Annotated in this window: 22 protein-coding genes and 1 pseudogene; 16 read left to right on the plus strand and 7 right to left on the minus strand. The window is 40.7% G+C overall.

Features of this window, described 5'->3' with window-relative positions; all coding sequences use genetic code 11:
• Positions 1-708, plus strand: a pseudogene (locus Q0R88_RS25345) (translational GTPase TypA); the annotation flags it as partial.
• Between the two features lie 181 nt (positions 709-889).
• Positions 890-1,972, plus strand: coding sequence for a right-handed parallel beta-helix repeat-containing protein (locus Q0R88_RS25350; RefSeq protein ID WP_295721251.1), 1,083 nt, complete (start codon positions 890-892; stop codon positions 1,970-1,972).
• 24 nt (positions 1,973-1,996) lie between these two features.
• On the opposite strand, the gene Q0R88_RS25355 is transcribed toward Q0R88_RS25350, so the two are convergent.
• Entirely contained in the window at positions 1,997-3,472 is a 1,476-nt protein-coding gene (locus Q0R88_RS25355) for a polysaccharide biosynthesis C-terminal domain-containing protein (RefSeq protein ID WP_295721253.1), read from the minus strand.
• Positions 3,473-3,525: 53 nt separating this feature from the next.
• Between Q0R88_RS25355 and Q0R88_RS25360 the strand changes: the two genes are divergently transcribed.
• From Q0R88_RS25360 to Q0R88_RS25380, 5 genes are read left to right on the plus strand one after another with little or no spacing between them, the layout of a single operon-like run.
• Positions 3,526-4,536, plus strand: a complete 1,011-nt coding sequence (locus Q0R88_RS25360) for a glycosyltransferase (RefSeq protein WP_295721255.1) — start codon at positions 3,526-3,528, stop codon at positions 4,534-4,536.
• A gap of 31 nt (positions 4,537-4,567) precedes the next feature.
• Entirely contained in the window at positions 4,568-5,341 is a 774-nt protein-coding gene (locus Q0R88_RS25365) for a class I SAM-dependent methyltransferase (protein WP_295721257.1), read from the plus strand.
• A 12-nt stretch (positions 5,342-5,353) separates the two neighbouring features.
• Complete coding sequence (locus Q0R88_RS25370) at positions 5,354-6,253, plus strand: sugar transferase (protein ID WP_295721259.1); 900 nt, start codon at positions 5,354-5,356, stop codon at positions 6,251-6,253.
• 42 nt (positions 6,254-6,295) lie between these two features.
• Positions 6,296-7,573, plus strand: a complete 1,278-nt coding sequence (locus Q0R88_RS25375; protein ID WP_295721261.1) for a glycosyltransferase family 4 protein — start codon at positions 6,296-6,298, stop codon at positions 7,571-7,573.
• Positions 7,566-8,318: a glycosyltransferase family 2 protein gene (locus tag Q0R88_RS25380; RefSeq protein ID WP_295721263.1), complete on the plus strand. Its 753-nt coding sequence runs from the start codon at positions 7,566-7,568 to the stop codon at positions 8,316-8,318. Before Q0R88_RS25375 ends, Q0R88_RS25380 begins: the two co-directional genes overlap by 8 nt.
• Before the next feature lie 5 nt (positions 8,319-8,323).
• Here the strand turns inward: Q0R88_RS25380 and Q0R88_RS27230 are convergent, their stop codons facing one another.
• The 6 genes from Q0R88_RS27230 to uvrB form a co-directional block, all read right to left on the minus strand.
• Positions 8,324-8,683, minus strand: a complete 360-nt coding sequence (locus Q0R88_RS27230) for a DUF5615 family PIN-like protein (RefSeq protein WP_366087983.1) — start codon at positions 8,681-8,683, stop codon at positions 8,324-8,326.
• The gene (locus Q0R88_RS25385; RefSeq protein WP_295721265.1) at positions 8,684-8,914 is read right to left on the minus strand and encodes a DUF433 domain-containing protein; all 231 of its coding nucleotides are present in this window, start codon (positions 8,912-8,914) and stop codon (positions 8,684-8,686) included.
• A 92-nt stretch (positions 8,915-9,006) separates the two neighbouring features.
• Positions 9,007-11,496 carry a YfhO family protein gene (locus Q0R88_RS25390; protein ID WP_295721267.1) on the minus strand — a complete coding sequence of 830 codons (2,490 nt, stop codon included), beginning with the start codon at positions 11,494-11,496 and terminating at the stop codon, positions 9,007-9,009.
• 83 nt (positions 11,497-11,579) lie between these two features.
• A complete protein-coding gene (locus Q0R88_RS25395) occupies positions 11,580-11,876 on the minus strand; it encodes a hypothetical protein (protein ID WP_295721269.1) in 297 nt (98 codons plus the stop codon).
• A 6-nt stretch (positions 11,877-11,882) separates the two neighbouring features.
• Positions 11,883-12,134, minus strand: coding sequence for a DUF4834 family protein (locus Q0R88_RS25400; RefSeq protein WP_295721271.1), 252 nt, complete (start codon positions 12,132-12,134; stop codon positions 11,883-11,885).
• Positions 12,135-12,284: 150 nt separating this feature from the next.
• Positions 12,285-14,309: an excinuclease ABC subunit UvrB gene (gene uvrB / locus Q0R88_RS25405; protein WP_295721273.1), complete on the minus strand. Its 2,025-nt coding sequence runs from the start codon at positions 14,307-14,309 to the stop codon at positions 12,285-12,287.
• A gap of 150 nt (positions 14,310-14,459) precedes the next feature.
• Here uvrB and upp point away from each other — a divergent pair, with 150 nt between their 5' ends.
• From upp to Q0R88_RS25450, 9 genes are all read left to right on the plus strand, one after another.
• Positions 14,460-15,104 (plus strand): uracil phosphoribosyltransferase, encoded by a 645-nt coding sequence (gene upp / locus Q0R88_RS25410; RefSeq protein ID WP_295721274.1) that lies wholly within the window; start codon positions 14,460-14,462, stop codon positions 15,102-15,104.
• 143 nt (positions 15,105-15,247) lie between these two features.
• Complete coding sequence (locus Q0R88_RS25415; protein WP_295721276.1) at positions 15,248-15,940, plus strand: YjjG family noncanonical pyrimidine nucleotidase; 693 nt, start codon at positions 15,248-15,250, stop codon at positions 15,938-15,940.
• Complete coding sequence (locus tag Q0R88_RS25420) at positions 15,937-16,464, plus strand: DinB family protein (protein WP_295721278.1); 528 nt, start codon at positions 15,937-15,939, stop codon at positions 16,462-16,464. Before Q0R88_RS25415 ends, Q0R88_RS25420 begins: the two co-directional genes overlap by 4 nt.
• Before the next feature lie 262 nt (positions 16,465-16,726).
• The gene (locus Q0R88_RS25425) at positions 16,727-17,581 is read left to right on the plus strand and encodes a UDP-2,3-diacylglucosamine diphosphatase (protein ID WP_295721281.1); all 855 of its coding nucleotides are present in this window, start codon (positions 16,727-16,729) and stop codon (positions 17,579-17,581) included.
• A 344-nt stretch (positions 17,582-17,925) separates the two neighbouring features.
• Positions 17,926-18,933: a glycosyltransferase family protein gene (locus Q0R88_RS25430; protein WP_295721282.1), complete on the plus strand. Its 1,008-nt coding sequence runs from the start codon at positions 17,926-17,928 to the stop codon at positions 18,931-18,933.
• Positions 18,934-19,059: 126 nt separating this feature from the next.
• Positions 19,060-20,046, plus strand: a complete 987-nt coding sequence (locus tag Q0R88_RS25435) for a DUF6427 family protein (RefSeq protein WP_295721284.1) — start codon at positions 19,060-19,062, stop codon at positions 20,044-20,046.
• Between the two features lie 159 nt (positions 20,047-20,205).
• Entirely contained in the window at positions 20,206-20,898 is a 693-nt protein-coding gene (gene purQ / locus Q0R88_RS25440; RefSeq protein ID WP_295721286.1) for a phosphoribosylformylglycinamidine synthase subunit PurQ, read from the plus strand.
• On the plus strand, positions 20,898-21,641 hold the full coding sequence (locus Q0R88_RS25445; protein ID WP_295721288.1) for a type III pantothenate kinase: 744 nt from the start codon (positions 20,898-20,900) through the stop codon (positions 21,639-21,641). The genes purQ and Q0R88_RS25445 overlap by 1 nt, the downstream gene beginning before the upstream one ends.
• The gene (locus Q0R88_RS25450; protein WP_295721290.1) at positions 21,634-22,947 is read left to right on the plus strand and encodes a hypothetical protein; all 1,314 of its coding nucleotides are present in this window, start codon (positions 21,634-21,636) and stop codon (positions 22,945-22,947) included. Before Q0R88_RS25445 ends, Q0R88_RS25450 begins: the two co-directional genes overlap by 8 nt.
• Positions 22,948-22,951: the final 4 nt, after the last annotated feature.

Below are 22,951 nucleotides of genomic sequence, written 5' to 3' on the forward strand. Positions count from 1 at the left end.
GAAACCATGCGTCGTGAAGGTAACGAATTGCAGTTTGGTCAGCCACAGGTTATCGTTAAAGAAATTGACGGAGTTAAATGTGAGCCGGTAGAAACCCTTATTGTTGATGTACCGGGCGAAGTTGCCGGTAAAGTAATTGAACTGGTTACACAACGTAAAGGCGATTTGTTGATCATGGAGCCTAAAGGCGACTTACAACACTTAGAGTTTGATATCCCTGCACGTGGTATCATTGGTTTACGTAACAACGTATTAACAGCTACAGGTGGTGAGGCTATCATGGCACACCGCTTTAAAGCATACGAGCCATGGAAAGGCCAGATTCCTGGCAGGTTAAATGGTGTATTGGTATCAATGGATACTGGTAAAACCACTGCTTTCGCTATTGATAAATTACAGGATCGTGGCAGGTTCCACATTGATCCGGGAGTTGATGTTTACGAAGGACAAGTATTAGGTGAGCACATCCGCGATAACGATTTGGTTATTAACTTAACCAAAGGCAAGCAGTTAACCAACATGCGTGCATCAGGTAGTGATACAAACGTTAGGATTGCACCAGCTATTAAATTCTCTTTAGAAGAATCAATGGAGTATATCCAGGCAGATGAATACATTGAGGTAACACCACAAAGTATCCGTTTACGTAAAATATTCCTGAACGAAAACGAAAGACGTATTAACGCTAAGAGATTTACAAACCAATAATAGGTTAGTAAATAAAAATACAAAAGCCCTTCGGTAATCCCGGAGGGCTTTTTTTGTGCAGATATTTTTATTATTCGCACGCTTTTTTTATGCACCATTGATTGCCAAAAAAACATATTTTTGGCAATCAATGGTACTTGACTTGGTAATATAATTAAACCTTACACAAAAAATCAACCGCATGTGTGGATGTACAAAAGTACCTTCAATATTAAAAGCTGCTGCGTTCTGTATCTCTTTATCATTGATTCCATTTTTTATTTCCTGCAAAAAGAAATCTGCCATCGATAATGTCGCGCCCCCTGTTGTTGACACCCTAAAACTCAATACCAACAGTATTGATACTGGATATAACACTATAGGTGCAGCCATAGTTAAAGAGATGTACGCAGCTGAAACTCAAAACATACAGTTCAGGTATTCTGAACCGCTAACATTGACATCCGTTCACAATGCGATTATAAGCGGAATATCAACATCGCAAATAACGCTGGTAAGCTGTGAGAATATTACCATTAAACATTGCCAGGTAAGTAATGGAAAAAGGCCTGGCATTAATGTATCCAAGTGTACCAATATTAAAATCGATAGCTGCTACCTTTCCGAAGTTCCGACGGGGATATCTGCCGAAAATAGCCAAACAATTAGTGTTACCAATTGCCAGGCTAAAAATATGCTGGGGCCTTTTCCAGAAGGCCAATTTGTACAATTTAAAAATGTAAGCGGAGCAGGCAACCAGGTAAGATTTAATAAAGTTGAAAATGTTTTAGATAAGAGTTACGCGGAAGATGCTATAAGCATGTTAAAAAGCAATGGGTTGCCTTTAAGCCCTATTTTAATAGAAGGCAACTGGATAAGAGGCGGCGGACCGAGTCATTCAGGTGGTGGCATTATGCTGGGAGATGGCGGTGGTTCATATATGGTAGCAAAAAATAATATCCTGGTGAATCCCGGTGAATATGGAATGGCCGTTTCCGGGGGTAGTAATATGTCTATAGTTAATAACACCATATATGGTAAGGCCCAATCCTTTACTAATGTGGGTTTATATTATCGTAACTATTCGGGGCTGCCGAGTTCAAATATTTTTATGGGCAAAAATGCAGTGAATTTCAAAAATTCTGAGAATAAATTAAGCAATATCTATGTTTTTCCTGCCGATGTTATTCCTGCGGGTTGGGGTACCAATATTTACAACGCTCAATTATTTGAAGGCATTCTTCCTGAAAATATGGTGTATGAGCCGCTGCCTTCTCCTCAATAATAATTTGCCGGCTTTTTAGTAAAATTAGCGTTTCAGCTTCAGCACCAGGCTATCAATGATCCCGTTGATGTCCTCGGATAGTTTTAAAAAGTAAACAGCCGGTAAATAAAGCGCGGTAATAAAAGCTGTGCGTAAAACAGTGTCAACAACATAATTCTGCACATGCGGAATGATCCATAACGACAGGTAATAAACCAGCACGCCTGTAACTAATGCCAGCAAGCATTTAAAGTCAAACGGCTGCATTTTAAATTTTACCCAGATAAATATGTACCTGAAAAGGTTGAAAATAAAATAAGTTGCTGCCGATGCGATGGCTGATCCGGTAATGCCATATTTAGGTATCAGGACTAAATTTAAAATAATAATAACCGGTACAAGCAGTAAGTTAAACAGGGCCTCATATCTGAAATATTTTGAAGTGGCCAATATCACCAGGTTAATACCCGTAGCAGAGTCGATAAAATACCCCAGGCCAACAAAAAATACGGCGTACTTACCGGCCTTAAAATCGGGAGGTAAAAAAGCAAAAACATTGTCAATACTGGCCCATATCAGCACAAACAAAAATAGCGCGCTGATGATCTGGTTTACACAGCTTTTCTCATAAACGGTGTTGATGTTTTTCAAATCGCTTGTTTTCCATGATTCAGAAACAATGGTGTAGGAGATGCTGTATAATGACCGCGAAGGCAATGAAATAATGAGTCCAAAATTAAAAGCCAGCGCATATACACCAGTATGGGCCAGGTCCAGTTTTTTTGAAATCAGTAACGTATCAATATTCTGGATAATTAAAGGCGACGAGCCTGTTAAGATGGTAAAAAAACAAATACCAACTAATTTATTGATCATGTCTTTATCCAGGAATTCAAAATTGGGCTTAAGCGAAAATTGCTTGTCTTTAATAAGTCTGGCCATGATTTGAAAGGTGGTGATCACGTTGGCTACAAGCCAAAGTATCATAAACAAATCAAAATCAATCAAGCGAAAGTAAACCAGCAAAATAGGTACCAGTATGAAAATTCTTTTAGTAAATTCCCTTAGTATCAGACCCGTGGTGATGTTATAAAGCATCCGGGCATACAGATCAAATACATTAAAGAATAAGGTGAAAAAGGTAAGCGGCAACAAGTACCAGTAGTACTGTTTAAATAGAATGGTTTTGGCATTCCGGCCAACTATTACATCTTTAAATGCATACATGAACAGTAAAAGTAATATGGTACCCACCAGGGCTACCAGGCACGCCAAAAATAAATAGCCATGATGTTGCTTTTCCTCGCTGCGGAAGTAAGGGAAATACCTTGCTGTACCATTAAAGCCAAGTATGAAGAATTGGGCAAATAAAGCGGATAAGGAAGCAAGTAGCGTTATAAGCCCTATTTGTGCCGGTGTTAATGAATAAGGCTGAAGGACAGTTACGGTGAGGAAACCAACTAAAACACCCAGGTACGAATAAATGGAACCCTTAATTGTTTGTTGCTTTATTATGCCCATTCAGTTTTTAGCCGTGTATTGTATGAAGTAAAATGATAATTTTGACGCATTCGATGGCAAATATAAAATATAAAGTGTGTGTGTTAACGGTTACCTATGCAAATAGGTGGCAATTTTTGGAGCAGGTGCTAAACCGGCTGCTATCGTTGGCGCAGGTAACACAGGTTGTGGTAGTTAATAACGCGTCGGCTTATAGTGTGGATGATAAGGTTGCCGGCTTGAATGATAGCCGTGTTGTTGTTTTAAATAATGAAGAAAACATAGGCTCGGCCGGGGGATATAAACAGGCTATTGAATATGCTTATCAGCAAACTGATGCCGATATGGTGTGGCTGCTTGATGATGATAATATGCCGGCCGAAAACGCGCTTGCCGGCCTGCTTGCCAAATGGGATGAAATAGAAGGAGAGAATAACAAAAAAGCGCTTTATTGCTTGCGCGAAGACAGGCTGCCCCATGTTAAAATAGCCCGTGGCGAAAACCCGTCGAGGTATTACCTGGTGCCCGATAATTTTATGGGCTTTAATATTTTTAATGTTCTTAAAAATCAGCGATATAAAAAGAACGACAGGTTTGGAACGGGCGTGCCTTACCAGGATAAGGCGATGATGCCCTATGTACCCTACGGTGGTTTGTTGATGCACCGCTCGTTGGTTGAGGTGATTGGCTATCCCGATGAAAAGTTCTTTGTTTATGTAGATGATTCGGAGTATACTTATCGCATCACGCAATCGGGCGCTGTCATCTGGCTGATACCCAACTGCAAGGTTATTGATATTGATCAATCGCAGGGTATAAACTATCAGCCTAAACCTTTCCATTCGCATTTGTTGAACCTGTGGAGTTTCAGAACCTATTATGCCATACGTAACCGGATGTATTTTTATTCAAAGGTGACTATACATTCCCACCTGGTTTTTAAGTTAAATAAAGGCTTGTACCTCGGTTATTTATGGGTAGTAAGCAGGCTGAGTTCAAAACAAAAAGAATACAATAAATTAGTTGCAGCAGTAAATGATGGCCTTACTGGCAAACTGGGGAAAGCTGCTCCGGAAAAGTTTTAATAAGCAATAAAAATTTTACCTTCGTATAATAATGCAGGAATCAATTATTGGCGGCGAATTTAAAACCGCATACGATCAATTTTATCAAAAACACGATGAAGCCTGGCGCATGCTTGGCGCAAAGTATAAGGCACAACACATCATTGATGTATGCAAAGGCTTAACTTTTGCCAATGTGCTGGAAGTTGGCGCAGGCGACGGCAGTATTTTGAAGATCTTATCTGACAATAACTTCGCGCCCGAATACCAGGCGGTAGAAATTTCGGGTAGTGGGGTGGAGTACATCTTGTCGCGTGGGATAAAAAATCTGAAAGCGGCACAGGTATTTGATGGTTATAAATTGCCTTTTGCCGATGATAGCTTTGATTTGATCATCCTTTCGCATGTATTAGAGCATGTGGAGCATGAACGTATGTTGCTGCGCGAGATAAAACGGGTTGCTAAACGTTGCGTAATTGAAGTGCCGCGCGATTATAAAACCGGTGTTGATACCCGTATTAAACACTTTTTGGCTTATGGGCACATTAATGTATACACGCCAACCTCCTTACGTTACCTGTTGAGTACAGAGGGTTTTGAGGTTGAAAATGATCTTACATCTATGATTGAGCCAGAGGTAACCAGGTTTAATATGTATGTTAATCAAAAGAAACCTAAAAGTCTTTTGAAAAATCTGCGGATAGCGACTGAGTTTACCGTGAAACAAACATTAAGTAAATTGATGGGAAAAAAGGTTAGCGAACAATTTGCAAACGCTTATACCGTTTTGTGTAAAAAAGCCAGTCAGCAACCAGAATTATTTTGATTTTTTTGATCGATGCAAAAACTTGCCCCAATAGCCTTGTTTGTGTACAACCGGCCCGATCATACGCGCCGGACGCTTATACATTTACAAAAAAATGTATTGGCCGATGAATCGCGTTTGTACATTTTTTGCGATGCTCCCAAAACAGAGGCCGACCGCGCCAATGTTGATGAAGTGAGGCAGGTAGCTAAGGAAACAACAGGATTTAAATCGGTAAAAGTTATTTTGCGCGATCATAATTTGGGTTTAGCAGAATCGATCATTAGCGGCGTTACTCAATTGGTATACGAGTATGGTAAAGTGATTGTATTTGAAGATGACCTGTTATCATCACCCTATACCTTGCAATATTTTAATGAAGCGCTAACGCTATATGCTAACCAACCCAAAGTAATGCATATAGGTGCTTACATGTATAATCTGAAGGAAAAAGATTTGCCCGAGTCATTTTTTTACCGGGCAGCCAGCAGTTGGGGATGGGCAACATGGGCACATGCCTGGGATAGTTTTGAACCCGACATTGATAAGCTGATAGCGCAGTTTGATACTTTAAAGATCCTCCGGTTTTCTATTGAAGGCAAAATGAATTTCTGGAAACAGATACAGGAGTTTAAGGCCGGCAAAAATAATTCATGGGCCATACGCTGGTATGCTTCCATATTTTTAAAAGGCGGCCTTACGCTAAACCCATCCCGCTCCCTCGTTAATAACATAGGGCATGATGGCACAGGAGTACATAGCAATAAAGAAAACATGTACGATGTGCATATCTCCCAACAGCCCGTTAAAAAATTCCCTGATTTAATTGAGGAGAATGAAAAGGCTTATCATGCTATAAAACATTTCCTGGCTCACCGGAAGGGTAGTTTATTGCAGCGGGCAGTGCGTTTTGTACGGCAAAAGGTTGGTTAACTTAACTCATCGGGCTTTAAATGATTAATGTATTTTTGAGGCATGTTAAAAGTAGTGCATTTAAATACCTATGATGGTAATGGTGGCGCGGGCCGCGGTTGTATGCGTCTAAATCGTGCATTACTTGGGCAGGGTGTCGATTCAAAGATGGTAGTCCATTACAAGTTTGGGAACAACCCCCATATCGGCACTTTTAATTCCAATAAAATTCAAAAATCATATACCGCGTTTAAGATCATATTTGAGCGGATACTGGCCAAGCGCTTTTTAAAACCGGTGAAAACGCCTTTCTCATTTGCCTGGTTCGGTCGCTCGGTTATTCATCATCCTGATGTTAAAAATGCCGATATCATCCATCTGCACTGGATCAATCACGGGTTTCTTGACCCCAGGCATATTGCCGAAATTGCCAGGCTGAATAAGCCGGTTGTATGGACCTTTCATGATAGCAATGCTTTTACCGGTGGCTGCCATGTACGTTATACCTGCGATCATTACCTGCGCCAATGTGGCAACTGTCCCTTGCTGATCAATGCGGCTGACGATGATATTTCAAACCAAATCTGGAAACAGAAACATAAAGCTTACGAGGTTTTGGATTTTTCCATAGCTGCACCCAGTTCATGGATGCAAAATTCTGTGAAAGCCAGTAGTTTAATGAAAGGAAAGGCGGTTCACCAGATCCCCAATACGCTGGAGACAGATATTTTTAAACCTATTGATAAGAAACTGGCAAAAGAGCAGGCCGGATTACCAGCCGATAAATTTATTTTCCTGAGTGGCTTTATGCCATCGCGCAAAGACCTGCACAAGGGTACTCAGTACCTGTTGGAAAGTATGGAACTATTGAAACAACGTTTGGGTAGCGATGCGGATAATATAGAGCTGGTTGTTTTTGGCAATCGTGGAACGGAAGGTGTTCCTGACTTTCCTTTTAAGACCAGTTTTTTAGGAACTATAAGCAATGATGAAAAACTGGCGCAATACTACGCCGCCGCTGATGCTTTCCTGATTCCTTCCTTGGAAGACAATCTTCCTTATACGGTAATGGAAAGCCTTGCCTGCGGAACGCCCGTTATTGCCTTTACTACGGGCGGTATCCCCGATATGGTGCAGCATGAATACAACGGTTACCTGGCCACTTATCGTTCGGCAGAGAGCTTTACTGATGGCATGGAGTGGATTATTCAGCATCCACAAAGGCCACAGCTACAGCAGCAGGCCCGGCAAACCATAATGGATGCCTTTTCGGAAGAGGTGATAGCAAAAAAACATATCGCGCTTTACAAAAGTTTGCTAAAAGGAGGCGCTGATGTTTAACCCCAGGCTAAGCGTTATTACGGTGGTGTATAACAATGTGCAGGATGTGGAACGTACGATGCTTTCTGTATTGGGGCAAACGTATAACAATATAGAATACATCATTGTAGATGGTTTATCCAATGATGGCACTTTAGCAGTGATTAACAAGTATGCAGGTAGCATAAGTAAGTTCATCAGCGAAAAGGATAAAGGCATTTATGATGCCATGAATAAAGGCCTGGCCATGGCTACCGGCGATTATGTGATCTTCATGAACTCCGGCGATGAGTTTTATGATGTCGAAACTGTTGCCGCGGTGTTTGCTACTGGCGATGATGCCGATATTTATTATGGCGAAACCGAAATGATAGCCGGTGATGGCCAAAGTTTGGGTCAGCGGAGGCACAAAGCTCCAACTCAATTTACCTGGAAAGGCTTTAAATATGGCATGAGCATCAGCCACCAGGCTATTTATATCCGGAGGGCGCTAACAGAACCGTATGATAATAAATATCAACTAAGCGCGGATATTGATTGGATAATCCGGGCGGCTAAAAAAGCCAGTAAAATTGTAAATGTAGATCGTTACGTTGCCAAATACCTGGTAGGAGGGATGTCAAAAAAGAAGCACCGGCAAAGCCTGCAGGAACGTTTTGATATCATGAAACAGAATTATGGATTGATCCCAACCATTGTGAACCATTTTGTGATCGCTTTTAATTTGGGATGGTATTGGTTGAAAAATAAAAGGACGAATGATTGAGGCAATCAACTATTAAGAATAATTCTTTCATCGCTTACTTCTAAATAAAAAGTCTCGTTCAACGACAACGTTAAAATACGTGGGATATATTTTTCAAAGAGTAGAATTAGGTTATTATTTGAAATATTACCTAAGGTTATCCTGATTACTTTTTTAGGCGTTTTATTTACAAAATGCGAGTTTTTAAAATCCTGATCTTTGGTAATTACTACAAGATTATTTAGGTCGGCATATTTACAAATATCTGCATCTGTAGTATTCCATTTTTGCAGTATTTGATTTACATGAATTGCAGAGCAATGTTCTTGACTATTCAGAAATTTTGATAGGCTGATGGGTAAATGGACATCAATAAGAAAATTCATTTAGCTAACTTCTTCTAACGATTTACCCGATAGGGTGATTTTGGCATATGATAACGATGCGAGAATATCCTCTTTTTCTAATTCGGGGTGATCGTTAATGATATCATCAAAAGACATTCCTGAGGCAATCAGATCAATTATCACTTCAACAGGCCACCTCATGTGGCGTATACATGCCTTGCCGTGGCATATATCTGCATCAACCGTAATCCTTTCTAACAATGCGCTCATAACGTAAATTTACAAAATATTTGCTATTTATATAAATGCAAAAAGCGATGAACTATCCGCCCATCGCTTTTCTTAGTATCATTTAAATTTCACTACACCTTCTTCGTCGCCGGCTTGGCAACTGGTTTCTTTTTGGTTTCGGTATAAACCGCACCACCTAAGGCCAGTACTAAAAGGATCGATCCTGCTAACGAGATATTTTCGCCTGCGTAGTAAGATGTTGGGTGGAAATCGAAATTTATTTTGTGGTTACCAATAGGTATTACAGCAGCACGTAAAAGATAATCCGCACGGAAATAAGGTTCTTCTTTACCATCAATAGTCATCGTCCATCCCTTATCGTAATAAATTTCCGAGAATACAGCTACCTGGGTTACAGGGCTGCTGCTTTCGTATTTAAGGTGTTCCGGTGTGTAGCTTGTTAATTTTATGGTTGCAGTTGCGTCCGTTCCTGGCGATTTACCATCAATCATGCTTTTATACTGCTTGTCAACAATAGCTTCTTCTTTTGGTGAAAAGCTGCTGATAGCCTGCATTTCCTCATCCGCGTTCTCTGCAAATTTCACACTTTTAACAAACCATACATTTCCACATGCCGTAGGATTAGCTTGCATAGTAGCATTTCCTGTTTTTGGATCGGCGTTAATAATGTACTTGGTATTCAGCATATCCAACACATCGTGATTTACACTTTTGCTGAATTGGCTTTCTATAAGCTCATCAAATCTTCTTAGTCTGGCAGAGTGAAAACCACCCACTGTTTTATAAAAATAAGATGAGTGTGAATCATGAAATGGGTCTCCGGAGGTCATATCAAATACCCTGAAATTCGGATCGGGATCTTTCATGATAAACTGATCAACCTCGCGCGGTGCGCTGTAAAGCTGTTCCAGGTCGGATTTTGCTACAAAATTGGCATCCTTAAGGTAGCGTTTATCAACACCCCACATATCAAACAAAACAATTGCAGCCAAAACCAATGCGGCTATGTTTGCTTTAATCTTTTGTTTAATGAGCAACCATACCAGTCCAGCAGTTAATAATACAAATATTAACGACCTGATAGCATCAGCGCGTTCAAGGCTTACCCTATCTTCAATTAAACCATTGGCTACGGTATTGGCTAATGCAGTATTGCCTTTAAATATTTGGGTAAGGTTGTTAACGAAACCTAAATGATCGTCAGATTTAAAGTTTAAAACTACTTCGGGTACAGCAATCATAATTAACAGTAAACCGCCGGTTATGTAGAAAGCTATCTTGGCCCGTTTAAAAATCAAAGCCTTATCCGTATTGGTAATAACTTCGTTAATAGCCAGTAAGGCAAGTATCGGGAAGCAAAATGCTGCTATAACCAAAGTTGATTCAACTGCCCTGAACTTGTTGTACATGGGTACGTAGTTGAAAAAGAAATCGGAAAGGAAAGGCAGATTTTTACCAAATGATAAAAGCATGCTTAATAAAACAGCGCTTAACAACCACCATTTTAAACGGTTCTTTACAATCAGTAATCCTAAAACAAACAGAAAACATATAGCGGCACCAAAATACCATGGGCCAAATGTGCCTGGTTTATTACCATAATACAGTGATTGTGATATAAAACCCTGCGCCTGACCTGGATCAACGCCATTATCAACAAGCGTTTTTACGGCCTTTGAATCTTCACCAACAACAGTGCTTGAACCACCGCCGTAGGCGTTCGGAATTAAAAAGGTAAAGCACTCGCCCACGCTTTGGCTCCAGGTATAAGCATAGTCCCTATCAAGACCATGATTTGGGCCGACAGTACCTTTTGAGGTTAAATTAGCTTTACCCCTGATGGTGTATTGGCTATACTCGTAGGTGGTCCATAAGGTGCCTGCATTTACGGCAATGGCCAATAATGTACCCGCGGCTAAAGCGCCTATAGCTTTTAAAAAAGGTTTGGTTTGTTTTGCTTTTATGGCATGATAAAGCTCAATGCCTAAATATATGGCAACAGTCAGCAACAAATAATAAGTCATTTGCACGTGGTTACTCCTTATTTCCATAGCAAGGAAAAAAGCAGTAAGTGATGCCCCTAACAAATATTTGCCGCGCAGGGTTAAAATAATTCCCGCCAGTATTGGTGCAAAAAAGGCGATGGCATAAGCCTGGTTGGAGTGACCCGCCGTTATATAAATAAAGTTGTACGATGAAAATGCAAAAGCTATTGCACCAGCTGCGGCTAACCATGGCGAAAGCCTTAACACGCTGAATAGTAAATAGGCTCCTAATAAATAAAGCAATACGGTATCAACAGGGTTAGGGAAAACAGCTTTCAAAATATCAACCACATGTGATGTAATGTTTGATGGAAATGAAGCCCAGATCTGGTAAGCCGGCATGCCGCCAAACATCTGATTTGTCCACAATGGGGCGTGGCCGGTTGCGGCCCTGACATCATTGATCTCTTTTTGCATGGACTGGGCCTGTATCACATCATTTTGTGATAAAACTTTACCCTGCGTTAAAGGACTGAGGAAATAAGCAAAGGAAATTGCTATTAAAATTGCTACAATAATGAGGTGAACACTATTACGCTTGAACCAGTTATTCATCTAAGTTTTTTGAAATGGATAATATATTCCTCAAAAATAGAAATTTGAACGGGATTAGGAATTATTAGTTGTAAAGGAATTACTTAACAGTTTTGTGACCTGCCACGCATCAGGAAAAAGAAGCCAATAAGGATAACAATACTTAAAACGTAAGCTATAATCTGGGGTTTTTTATAGTCTTCGCGGTATTTACGAACGTTAAAAAAATTATAAATAATCAGTACGCCTACGGTCACCCAAAAAAAGTTATTGATTTTATTACATGTAGCAAATAATTGAATGGCTAATGAAAAAACAATAAAGTTTGCAATGATAAGCGTTATCGACTCTGGCGTATTATTATGGTTTGGGCGTCGTTTGTATACTTCGTCTGGCAGCATGGCGGTTTATTTTACTTCTTCGTAATCAACAAACTCTCCTTCAGAGTCGGGTAATTTGCTTTTTTTGCCTTCGGGAATATAATCAACCTTTATAGCGCCTTCATGCTTCCGGGGTTCGCGGTAGTGCTGTTGTTGTTGTGCCTGTTGCTGGGCTTTGTTTATTACGCTCTGGAATAATGCAGGTATCAGGTACCGCATTAAACTGCGAATAATGTATAAAACACAAATTGATATGATCAGGAAACGAATTAATAGCATCTTGATTTAACTTTAAGCTTACAAATATAAGCATATAACGCTAAAATTGTTTGAATATGATTTTTGTAGTATTTTGAGAATTAGGTAAATTGAAAATTTGAAGATACGGTGACTGTCATCTTCAAATTTTCAAATCGGCCAGCTTTCAAATCAAAACTTCTCTTCCATCATTTTTTCAAGCGCAAACATTTCGTCGCGTAGTTTGGCGGCCAATAAAAAGTCCATGTTTTTGGCCGCGGCAAGCATTTCTTTTTTAGTGTTGTCGATTGATTTTTTCAGGTCGGGTTTAGTCATGTACTGTACAATTGGGTCAGCAGCCAGGGATGCCATATCAGCCTCCACATAGGCTTTTTGCACACCCCCTTTAAAATCAACAACCGATGTTTGCTCCATGATCTCCTCGCGGCTTTTACCTACGGTAGTTGGTGTAATGCCATGCGCAGTGTTATAGGCTATCTGTATTTCGCGCCTGCGGTTGGTTTCATCCATGGTTATCTGCATGGAATCGGTTATTTTATCGGCGTACATAATTACGCGGCCACGATCATTACGTGCTGCCCGGCCAATAGTTTGGATCAATGAGCGCTCAGATCGGAGGAAACCTTCTTTATCAGCATCAAGGATAGCCACCAATGATACTTCCGGTAAATCAAGCCCCTCACGAAGTAGGTTGATGCCTATCAGTACATCAAATTCACCAAGGCGTAATCCCCTTAAAATTTCTACACGTTGCAGCGTTTTAACTTCCGAGTGGATATAGCGGCATTTAATACCCAGCCTGTCCATATATTTGGCCAACTCTTCGGCCATGCGTTTGGTAAGGGTGGTAACTAATATGCGATCGCCCATTTTTATAACCTTGTCCACCTCATCCAACAGGTCATCTACCTGGTTTATTACCGGGCGAATCTCTATGATTGGATCAAGCAACCCAGTTGGGCGTATCACCTGTTGCACCACTACACCTTCAGATTTTTCGAGCTCAAAATCGCCTGGCGTCGCACTTACGTATACGGTTTGCGGGGCAAGTTGTTCAAACTCCTGGAAATTAAGCGGGCGATTATCCAGAGCGGCCGGCAAGCGAAAACCGTAATCAACTAATGACATCTTGCGCGACCTGTCGCCACCATACATGGCCCTGATTTGTGGAACAGTAACGTGGCTCTCATCAATCACCATCAGGTAATCGTTAGGGAAATAATCCAACAGGCAGAAGGGGCGTGCACCCGGCAGTCTGCCATCAAAAAAACGGGAATAATTTTCGATGCCGGAGCAGTAGCCCAGCTCGCGAATCATCTCCAGGTCGTAATTAACCCTTTCTTCCAGGCGTTTAGCTTCCAGAAAGCGGCCATCACCGATGAACTGCTTTTTGCGGGTTTCCAGTTCTTCCTGTATCGCCCAGATGGATTGTACAAAACGCTCGCGCGGGGCAACGTATAAGTTGGCGGGGTAAACCACCATATGTGTCATTTTTTCGATGGTTTTGCCGGTGCTTACATCAAAAGTGGTCAGCTCTTCAATGTCATCTCCAAAAAAAGAGATGCGGTAGGCGTGATCCATATAAGCCGGGAAAATATCAACCGTATCACCCTTAACCCTAAAAGTACCACGTTTAAAATCGGCAGTTGTGCGGGCATATAGTATTTCTACCAGGCGGTGCAAAAAAGCATTCCGGCTGATGCGGGTGCCTACAGCAAATTTAAAAACCGATTGTGCAAAATCCTCCGGATTACCCATACCATAAATGCAGGATATGGACGATACCACGATAACATCCCGCCTGCCCGACATGAGGGCAGAGGTAGTACGCAAGCGCAGTTTTTCTATTTCCTCGTTTATCTGTAAATCCTTTTCTATATAGGTATTGGTGGTTGGGATAAACGCCTCGGGCTGGTAATAATCATAGTACGATACAAAATAGTTCACCGCGTTTTCGGGAAAAAACTGCTTAAACTCGCCGTAAAGCTGCGCCGCAAGAGTTTTGTTATGACTAAGTATTAAAGTTGGCTTTTGTGTTTGTGCAATAACATTGGCCATGGTAAACGTTTTGCCAGATCCGGTAACACCCAAAAGTGTCTGGAATGGATCGCCGTTGTTTACACCTTCAACCAGTTGCCTTATGGCTTCGGGCTGATCGCCGGTGGGAAAGTATTGTGAGGTTAAATTAAAATCCATGTGTTGTGTAAAAATACAAATAATACTACAATAGGGTTTGCAAATCAAAATAAGTGCATGATAATGACAACCGTATGTCAACAGTGTTTTATCGGCGTAATTTTTTATATATTTATGAGCAATTGTTGCTCATAAATCAAATCTACAATTATGATTTTCGTCCTCAATAAAACCAATACTATTGCCAACCAATTCCTGGTTGAACTGCGTGATGCCGTTACCCAGCTGGATAGAGCACGTTTTAGGCGGAACCAGGAAAAGCTGGGCGAGATTCTGGCTTATGAATTAAGTAAAACGCTGAAATATGAGTTGAAAGAAGTGCACACGCCTTTAGGTACCACAAATGTAAATGTGCCTGCATGTCAACCAGTTTTGGGTACTATTTTGCGTGCCGGTCTGCCGTTTCACCAGGGCTTTATGAATTATTTTGATCAATCGGCATCGGCATTTGTTACGGCTTACCGTAAGGTGAAAAGGAACAGTGCTTTCTTTATCCAGGTTGATCACATCTCCACTCCAAACCTGGACGACCAGGTATTTATTTTGTGCGATACCATGCTGGCCACTGGGCAAAGCGTTGTGGCCGTTTGCAAAGAGTTGATGGCTCAGTATGAAATAAAAGAGCTGCACATTGCCGCCGTAATTGCCAGTACCGAAGGCGTGGCGCATGTTAGAGCCAATTTACCAAAAGCAAAACTCTGGCTTTGCGCCATTGATGATGAAATGACCAGCAAGGCTTATATAGTACCAGGCTTAGGCGATGCGGGCGACCTTGCTTTTGGGGAAAAAGTATAGGCATTGCGGAATTAGGACGTTCGGTTTGGGATTTTGAGATTTAGATGTTTAATTTTGGATTTTCGGAATTGGATAAGAACACCGAAATCAAAAAGCGGCGAAACCCTCTTTAAATATCGCCGGAAAACAACTAAATGTTAAAAATGAAATACCGACACATTTTCTTTGATCTTGACCACACCATCTGGGATTTTGATAAAAATGCCGAGGAAGCTTTGCATGAGCTTTATCATATTCATCAACTGGAAAGTATCGGCCTTACATCACCTGATCTGTTCATTGAAACCTATACCCGCAACAATCACCGGCTTTGGGCGCAATACCATGTTGGCGAAATCAGCAAAGACGAGCTGCGCGACGCCCGTTTTAAGGCAACCTTTACCGATCTGGGCCTGCACCCCGACCTGATGCCCGCTGATTTTGAAGATGCCTATGTAAAGCTTTGTCCTACAAAAACAAACCTGTTTCCGCATGCGCATGAAGCGTTGCAGTACTTACAATCCAAATACACCTTGCACCTGATCTCTAACGGGTTTAAAGATTCCACCCGGATAAAAATTGCAGGTACCAACCTGGCGGGCTATTTTCAAAACGTTATTATATCCGAAGATGTAGGCGTTAATAAGCCCGATAAAGCGATATTTCAGCATGCGATAGATCTGGCTGGCGCCGCTATTGATGAAAGTGTAATGATAGGCGATAGCCTGGAGGCTGATATTTACGGTGCACTCAATTTTGGTATGGATGCCATTTATTTTAACCCTTTTAATGCGCCCAAGCCTGATAAGGTGCCTGTGCAGATTACTCATTTAAAAGAATTAACTTTAATATTATGAGTATTGCCAAAGAACACCGCGCCATTGACGCGGCGCTTGATAATTATCGTAAGCAGCTTGATGCTATTCCTGATGAGCAGTTTACCGAAACACCTGCTGAAGGCCAATGGTCATACGCCGAGGTTTACAGCCATATATTACAGGCAACCTTAGGGTCATCTATCGCTTTGGAGCGGTGCGCGCATGGCAGTTGCCCGCCAACTAAGGATGGCCTTACCTGGCAGGGACGCCTTTTATTAATGTTGGGCATGTTCCCGCCGGTAAAGTTTAAAGTGCCCGAGGCTGTAGCCGGTAAAATAGCTGCCACAAAGATCAGTAAAGAGGAGGCCAGGAATATGATCATCAAATGCCGTAAACGGATGGAAGATAATACGCCGCTCATTGAAGCATCCTCTGCCGCCAGCCGTTATAAGCACCCACGCATGGGAATGCTTAACGCCCGGCAGTGGTTCAGGTTCATCAGAATACACCTGGAACACCATTTAAAGCAACTGGAAAGGATAAAAATAAAATTATCAAAGTGATGAAACCTTTTACATTTAACAGAGTCTTAACAGTATGATAATGTTGATTTTCTGATATTTGTAAAAATCATTTATGATGAATTTTGAGTACACTTATTTAGTTGTTATAGCTCTGTTGCTGTTGGTAGGTATTTTCTATTTCAGCCCCTATGAATTAAATGTTAATGAAGACGAAGACGACGAGTAATCGTTGGTTCAGTATTTCTATCCAAATAAATAACCGGCAAAATGTGCCGGCTGAGAATTTAACCCCCTTATTTTAATGGCAAAACGTGAAGTAGATATCGTAGTAATATCCGACGTGCACCTTGGTACCTATGGCTGCCACGCAAAAGAATTGCTTAAATATTTAAAAAGCATTAAGCCCAAAATGTTGATCCTTAACGGCGATATAATTGATATATGGCAGTTTAGTAAATCATATTGGCCCGAAGCGCATATGAAAGTAGTGCGCCGCATCCTCAAATTTGTTACCGATGGTATTCCGGTATATTATCTAACCGGCAATCATGACGAAATGCTGCGTAAATTTGCCGATTTTGATTTGGGTTCTTTTAAACTGCTTAATAAAGTAGTATTAAATATTGATGGTAAAAAAGCCTGGATATTTCATGGCGATATATTTGATGTTACTATGCAGCACTCCAAATGGCTTGCCAAATTGGGCGCTGTAGGGTATGATACTTTAATATTGATCAACAGTTTTACTAACTGGCTGCTAACTGCTATCGGCAGGCAAAAAATGAGCTTTTCGCAAAAAATAAAGGCCCGCTTTAAAGAGGCTGTGAAATTTATAAACCAATTTGAGCAAACCGCTGCAGATTTGGCCGTTGATAAAAACTACCAATACGTAATATGCGGGCATATTCACCATGCCGAAATCAGGGAGATAGAGGATACCGAACAAACCGGTAAAGTACTTTACCTCAACTCAGGCGATTGGGTAGAGAGTCTTACCGCGTTGGAGTACCAGGAGGGCAACTGGACGATATTTAAATACAATGCCGACGATTTTAACACCGATGCCGACGAGGATGACAAAACCGACGCCGAAGACCTTGATGCCAAAATGGATGTTAAAAACCTGCTCGACAGATTTAGGCAGGAAACGGAATGAGTGCATTTTCTACCAAACAACCTTTAACATCGTCATTACTTCGTGCCTGCCCATGATTCTTTTTGCAAAAAAACTTTTTGTCATCCTGAACGCAGTGAAGGATCTATTATTCACCATGCTTCTTGGCCCTGTAAATCTGGGAATAGATCCTTCGTGCCTCAGGATGACAAACCTTTTAAAACGTCAATTAGTAGGGGATTGCTTCGTACCTCGCAATGACGATTAGAGAAGATCAATGGTCAAAGTCAAACCTCTTTTTGCATTTCAGCGCAAAAGATAGGTGAACTATTTTTTTCATTCCCCAAAACATTTCCTTTTACTAAATTGCCCCTAATTATATCTACATGAAAATATTGTTTGCGATACAGGGAACCGGCAACGGGCATATAAGCCGGGCCCGCGAAATTGTGCCTTTGTTGCAGCAATATGGCGAGGTTGATTTACTGGTAAGCGGTACCGAGGCCGAAGTATCGTTGGCTCAGCCCCTCAAGTACAAATTTCATGGCGTTAGCTTTGTGTTTGGCACCAATGGCGGCGTTGATAACTGGGCAACCTGGAAAATTATGAACCTGCGCCAGTTTACACGCGATCTGTACAGCCTGCCCTTAAAGCAATATGACCTTATCATTAATGATTTTGAACCGGTGAGCGCCTGGGCCTGTAAAATTCATCGCGTGCCGTCCGTGTCATTAAGTCATCAATGCTCCTTTGTATCGCCAAATACGCCGCGACCTCAAAAGAAAGATCCTTTTGCCCAGTGGCTGCTAAAAAATTATTCGCCCACTACCTATCATGTGGGTTTTCATTTTGAGCGATATGACAATTTTATAAACACACCCGTTATCCGCAGCGAAATTCGGCAGATGGAAACCAGTAACCTGGGCCATTACAGTGTTTATTTGCCAGCTTATGATGATAAAACATTGCTGAAATACTTAAGTAAAGTAAGTGATGTTAAATGGCAGATATTTTCAAAACGACAAAAAACGTATTTTCAATCCGGCAACGTTGAGATCTTCCCGGTAAATAACGAGGCATTTAATAAAAGCCTGGCCAGTTGCGAAGGCCTGCTTACTGGCGGTGGTTTTGAAGGCCCCGCCGAAGCTCTTTTTCTAAAAAAGAAGGTAATGATGATACCCATGAAGGGGCAGTATGAGCAGCAATGCAATGCCCTCGCCGCTTCAAAAATGGGAGTGCCTGTGGTTGCCGAGATTAATGAAAACTTTGTTGGCTATTTAAATAAGTGGATTCATGACGACAAGAAGATTGTAGTTGATTTTCCGGATGAAACCGCGCAAATAGTTGATAATTTGGTAAAGCAATACGCAAGGCCGCAAAGTATTATGGTGTAAGGGATGATGCAGGTGGGAGATCTAAAACGGGCAGCGATTTAATCTCATCACCTCATTTGCACAGAAAACTCTTACCACTCTTTTCGCTTTTTGTACTAATTTTACCCCCGCAAATTATCGCCGTATATGATCCAGGCTTTCCGCTCTTTTAATCCTTTGAATATTTTGTGGCTGGTTGTGGTGCTATTCCTGTCGCGGGTGGGCTATTTGCTGCATGTGCCCGATAAGGTTGAATTTGTATTTGTTGAGCCGTTTGCACGGCTGTTGGTGCCTGTAGCGTATGAGTACGCGTTTTCGGCTGGGGTAAATATATTCCTGGCTGCCGCCTTGGTGTTTATACAGGCTTTATTACTCAACTATTTAGTAAATCGCTATAATTTATTAGGTAAGCCCTCTTTTTTACCGGCGTTAATGTATGTAACATTATCAGGGTTGTTTTCGCCGTTTTTAATTTTGAGCGCTCCGCTCATCTGTAATTTTCTGTTGATCTGGATGCTTTTTAAACTAATGAGCTTGTATAAAGGCGACGATGCCAAATCAATATCATATGATGTGGGTATGATAGTAGCATTGGGATCGCTTCTTTATTTCCCCTTTATCTATTTGTTTTTGGCTATATGGATAGGACTTATTCTTTTTAAACCCTTTAACTGGCGCGAGTGGATATCAGGAGTTTTAGGTTATGGTACCATTTTTTTCTTTTTAGCGGTGTTTTACTTTTTAAACGACAGGATCTCCATTTTTTACAGAATCTGGCTTCCACTGGCAAAAAAGTTTCCGGATCATATCAGCATAAATTCTTTGAATTACCTGCTGCTGATACCGGTTATGCTCATATTAGTGCTCTGTGTTTTTAAATTGCAGCAAAATTTCTTTAAAAGTTACGTGCAGATCCGTAAATCTTTTCAACTGTTATTTTTTATTTTTTTAATAACAGGCTTTTCATTTTATGTTAATTCATCTTTCCACCTTAACCATTTTTTATTGTGTATAGCGCCTGCTGCGGTGTTTTTTGCCTATTATTTTTTATACGCGAAAAAAAAATGGTTTTACGAAAGCCTGTTTTTATTGCTGCTAATCAGCATCATCTACTTCCAGTTTAACAAATTTTAACTTTTACATTCGTTCAAATTTCAGCGGTTATATTAGTTTTGTAACGCGAAATCATCATTAGCTGTAGTTTACATGAACGTAAAAGCAAATGATATTAAAAAATAGATGCCCTGTTGGGTGTCTTTTTAAAGGCAATTATTACACAATAAAACAATTCAAATGAAATTTGGCGTAGTTATATTTCCAGGCTCTAACTGTGATGAAGACATCATATACGTATTAGAAAAAATAATGGGCCAGCAGGTTGTAAGGTTATGGCATAAAGATCATGACCTGCAGGGTGTTGACTTTGTTGTTTTACCAGGTGGTTTTTCATTTGGCGATTATCTTCGTTCAGGTGCTATATCCCGTTTTTCGCCAATTATGCAGGAGGTTATACAATTTGCTGCAAAAGGTGGTTATGTAATGGGTATTTGTAACGGCTTCCAGATATTGGCCGAAGCTGGTTTACTGGATGGGGCTCTGTTGCACAATACAAACCGTAAGTTTATTTGCCGCAATATTTATTTAAAGCCACAAACAACCAAATCATTACTTACAGCCGGTTTAGAGCAGGAGCAGGCCTATAAGATCCCTATTGCACATGGCGAGGGTAATTATTTTGCCGATGCCGATGTAATTAAAAGGCTTAATGATAATGAGCAGGTATTATTTAGGTATTGCGATGAGTTTGGTAACATCATTGAAGATGCAAACCCTAACGGATCAATACAGAATATTGCTGGTGTTTGTAATGCAAGCCGTAATGTTTTTGGTTTAATGCCTCACCCGGAACGCGCTGCTGATAGTTTATTGGCAAACGAAGATGGGCTGGCAATATTTGAATCTATACTATCAATAGTAAGGGCCTGATGACCAACCTGGTTATCGATATTGGTAACACATTAACAAAGGTTGCGGTTTTTAAGCTTGATGAGCTGCTTATGGTTGAGCAGTTTGAACATGTTGATGCAGGCTGGCTTGATGAACTATCAAATAAGTATGAAGCTGACAGGGCAATAATTTCATCGGTTAAAAAGCGCGTTGAACCCTGGCAAGCCGGTTTAGAAAAAAAACTATCCCTGGTTTATTTTAATTATTTGATGACCAGTGGTATACATAACCATTATTTAACTCCTGATACACTTGGTACCGATAGATTGGCAGCCGTAATAGGGGCCAGCTACATGTACCCGGGCAAAAATAGCCTGGTTATTGCGGGTGGTACCTGTATAACATATGACTATGTTGACAGCAACCGCAATTATTTTGGAGGCAGTATATCACCGGGTTTAAATTTGCGTTATAAGGCTGTTAATAATTATACAGCAGGTTTGCCATTAATAAATACCGATGCTGATTTTACCGCGGAGTACGGCAATAATACAGAAACCGCCATACGCTCGGGTGTACAAAACGGTATAAAATATGAGCTAACCGGGTTTATTGAAAGCTATAAAGCCAACAATCCCCAACTGAATATTGTACTGAGCGGGGGCGACAGTATTTTTTTTGATACGCTACTAAAAAATAGCATCTTTGCCCCCTATATAAAAATTGAACCTTATTTGGTTTTAAAAGGATTAAACGCAGCTATACAAAAGCATAATGATTAAATATACCAGGTTTTTTTTAACACTTTTATTTGCTGTTATTGCATTTGCAGCACATTCTCAATCTACCACAAGCTCTCCATATTCAAGGTTCGGTTTGGGCGATATCGACCCACAGTTAATGCCTCAAAATATAGGTATTGGCGGTATTGGTGTGGCAACAAACAGGATAAGTTTGTTTAATAATATAAACGTTATAAACCCTGCATCATACGGCGCCATTGGTATAACTGTTATTGATGTTGGTATTTACAGTAACTTTTCAACCTTAAACCAAACAGGGCAGGCCACCCAAAGCAATAAAAACTTCAGGCTTAGCCACATTGCTTTTGGTATACCGGTAACCAAAAAGTCGGCACTTAGCTTTGGTTTGCTGCCATATAGCGAGCGCGGTTATAACTATAAAAAATCTGTTAAAAATTTAGGCACTTCTTCGCCTGTTGACACCAACGTAACCAATTATAACTACAGTGGTGATGGTGGTTTATCTAAAGCGTATTTGGGTTATGGTTTTGGTATAGGCAAGCATTTATTATTGGGTGGTAACGTATCTTATATATTTGGTAATATTAAGGATGTAAGCACAACCGAAATTCCTGGCCTGGCCGGTACGCTAAATTCAAAAATTGAACAAAGCAATGCTATTGGTGGTTTAAATTACGATTACGGTTTGCAATACTCGTTTGATTTTTCTGAAACCAAACACCTTATCCTGGGCTACTCTGCCTCAGCAGGTACAAAGCTTAATTCGCAAACCAGCTACATTGTAAGCCAGTATACCAATGATGCAAGTGGCAACCCCAATATTGCGGTTGATAGTGTTGTAAACAGGCAAAATGCTAAAGGAAAGTTAAAGCTTCCGCAGATAAACCGTTTTGGGATCTCGTTCCAAAATGATGGCAAGTTTTTGGTTGGTGCCGATTATTCAATGGGCCAGTGGTCTGATCTGAGTATATCTAATGTAAACCAGGGCTTGGTAAACAGCCGCACTTTTAATGTGGGTGCGCAGTATACGCCAAATATTGCCACAATTCGTAATTACCTGGCTACGGTTGATTATCGTATAGGCGGTATTTACGATGAAACTTATATGACCGTTAATAATACCAGGATAAAAAAATACGCTATTACCGCAGGTTTAGGTTTGCCTTTGCGCCCAAGTAATGGTAGTTTTTATAAGATCAATATTTCGGCCGAGTTAGGTCAAAGGGGATCATTGGTAAACGGGCTTGTTAAAGAAAACTACATTAATCTGCACCTGGGCTTCACGCTTAACGACAGGTGGTTCACGAAATATAAATTTGATTAATAAT

Origin of the sequence: Mucilaginibacter sp. (genome assembly GCF_025362475.1) — a bacterium.
Taxonomy (GTDB): domain Bacteria; phylum Bacteroidota; class Bacteroidia; order Sphingobacteriales; family Sphingobacteriaceae; genus Mucilaginibacter.